This window comes from Roseovarius sp. PS-C2 (genome assembly GCF_018862045.1).
Lineage (GTDB): Bacteria > Pseudomonadota > Alphaproteobacteria > Rhodobacterales > Rhodobacteraceae > Roseovarius.
Genome location: NZ_JAHKSQ010000031.1, coordinates 1 through 2447, shown reverse-complemented (window position 1 = coordinate 2447; position 2447 = coordinate 1). Strand labels below are relative to the sequence as shown.

Genomic DNA, 2447 nt, shown 5'->3' with positions numbered 1-2447 from the left:
TGAACGGCGGAGCAATACTCGGCCACGGTAGCGACGGCATAGTGTTGTCGCGGGCGGCGTAAAAGTCGTCCACTTTTGCCCTTTCGGATTTCGGGAGGGCTTGGGGATATACACCGTGGACTTGTATTTGAAGGTGCGTCACGCTCATTTTCAGGATGGATTGAGCGGGCGTCAGATTGCCCGGGATTTTGGGATCAGCCGGGACAGTGTCGCGAAGATGTTGGCCTATTCGGAACCGCCGGGATATCGGCGGACAGCGCCGATCAGGCGCCCGAAGCTGGATGCGTTCACCAGCCAGATGGACCAATGGCTTGCTGAAGACAGGGGCCGCCCTCGCAAGCAGCGTCACACCGCCAAGCGTATTTTCGAGCGGTTGCGGGACGAGTGCGGTTTTGATGGCAGCTACACCATCGTCAAGGATTACGTTCGAGACCGGAAGCGGACCGGCAAGGAGATGTTCGTGCCGCTGAGCCATCCGCCCGGTCATGCACAGGCCGATTTTGGTGAAGCGCTTGTCGTGATCGGCGGCGTCGAGCAGAAGGCACACTTCTTTGCCCTCGATCTGCCGCACAGCGACGCATGCTACATCCGGGCCTATCCTGCGGCCAATACCGAGGCGTGGCTTGACGGCCATGTCCATGCCTTTGCGTTCTTCGGCGCGGTTCCCCAGTCGATTCTTTATGACAATGACCGCTGCCTGGTTGCCCGGATTCTGCCGGATGGCTCCCGGCAAAGAACCCAGCGGTTCAGCGCGATGTTGTCGCATTACGTGATCCGGGACCGCTATGGCCGTCCCGGCAAGGGCAATGACAAAGGGGCCGTGGAGGGGCTGGTCGGCTACGGACGTCGCAACTTCATGGTGCCGATCCCGTCCTTTCCGGACTGGCACGCGTTCAACGCTCACCTAGAAGAGCAGTGCCGCAAGCGCCGGGGTGATGTTCTGCGTGGCCACAAGGTCAGCATCGGGGAACGGCTGAAGGCCGATCTCGCGGTGATGCGGGATTTGCCCGGCACCCCCTTTGAGGCCTGTGAGTTGCAAAGTGGCCAGGTCATATCGACATCCGTGGTGCGTTATCGCGGCAATGATTACTCGGTGCCGGTTGCCTACGGCCACCGTGCGGTCTGGATCAAGGGCTTCGTGACCCGGGTTGTCATCAGCTGCGGCGCCGAGGTGATCGCCGAGCATTCGCGCTCCTATGACACCGGCGACATGGTGTTTGATCCACTGCATTACCTGGCGCTGATCGAACGCAAGATCATGTCCTTCGATCAGGCCGCACCTCTGCAGGGCTGGGAGTTGCCCGAAGCGTTCAAAACCCTGCGCCGACTGCTGGAAGCCCGGCAGGGAAAGGCCGGCAAGCGCGAGTATGTGCAGGTCCTGCGCCTTCTGGAGCGCTTCGAGATTGACGTGCTGCATCTTGCCGTCAAAGATGCCCTGCGAATGGGAGCGGTCAGCTTCGATGCAATCAAGCACCTGATCTTGTGCAGGGTCGAGCAAAGGCCTCCGAGGCTGGATCTGGATGTTTATCCCTTCCTGCCCAGAACCAACATCACCACCACCTCCGCCGCATCTTACATGAGCCTGCTGGCAGGGGGTGGGGCATGACAGATGCACCCGAACTGCTGCTGGCCCACCATCTCAAAACGCTTCGGCTGCCCACGTTCCTGCGTGAACATGACAAGCAGGCCCGTATCTGCGCCGCTGAAGGCGTAGATCACGTGCGTTACCTGGCCCGGCTGACCGAGCTGGAACTGATCGACCGGGAACGGCGCATGGTGGAACGCCGGATCAAGGCCGCAAAGTTCCCGACCATCAAAAGCCTGGACAGCTTCGACTTCAAGGCGATCCCGTCGCTCAACAAGATGATGGTGCTGGAGCTGGCGCGCTGCGAATGGATCGAACGCAAGGAGAATGTGATCGCGCTCGGTCCCTCCGGCACCGGCAAGACCCATGTCGCCCTCGGGCTGGGACTGGCTGCCTGCCAGACAGGATTGCCTGTCGCCTTCGTGACCGCCGCAGCCCTCGTGCACGAGATGATGGAGGCCCGCGACGAAAAACGCCTCCTGCAACTCCAGCGCAAACTCGCCAAGGTCAAACTGCTGATCATCGACGAGCTGGGATTCGTCCCCTTGAGCAAAACCGGCGCCGAGCTTCTGTTCGAGCTGATCTCACAGCGCTACGAGCGAGGGTCGACCCTGATCACGTCGAACCTGCCCTTCGAGGAGTGGACCGAAACCTTCGGCACCGAACGCCTGACCGGCGCGCTGCTGGACCGGCTGACACACCACGTCAACATCCTCGAGATGAACGGCGAAAGCTACCGCCTCAATCAAAGCCGCGCCCGCCTCGCCGCCGCTAACAAATGAACCTCACAGAATTGGCCTGACGGCCAATGCGCCTTGGACCGGGCTTGCTATATGAGGGCCGCACGCTCCAAGGCGCTCGC

The 2447-nt window shown here is 61.1% G+C and carries 2 protein-coding genes; both read left to right on the top strand.

All coding sequences use genetic code 11. From position 1 onward, the window contains the following. Positions 1 to 115 precede the first annotated feature (115 nt). Entirely contained in the window at positions 116 to 1606 is a 1491-nt protein-coding gene (istA, locus tag KPG71_RS19520; protein WP_216340421.1) for an IS21 family transposase, read from the top strand. Further along, the gene (istB, locus tag KPG71_RS19515; protein WP_216340419.1) at positions 1603 to 2367 is read left to right on the top strand and encodes an IS21-like element helper ATPase IstB; all 765 of its coding nucleotides are present in this window, start codon (positions 1603 to 1605) and stop codon (positions 2365 to 2367) included. Before istA ends, istB begins: the two co-directional genes overlap by 4 nt. The last annotated feature ends 80 nt before the right edge of the window (positions 2368 to 2447 follow it).

Coding starts and splice junctions, on each gene's coding strand:
- istB (WP_216340419.1), top strand. CDS start 1,603: ATGACAGATGCACCCGAACTGCTGCTGGCCCACCATCTCAAAACGCTT.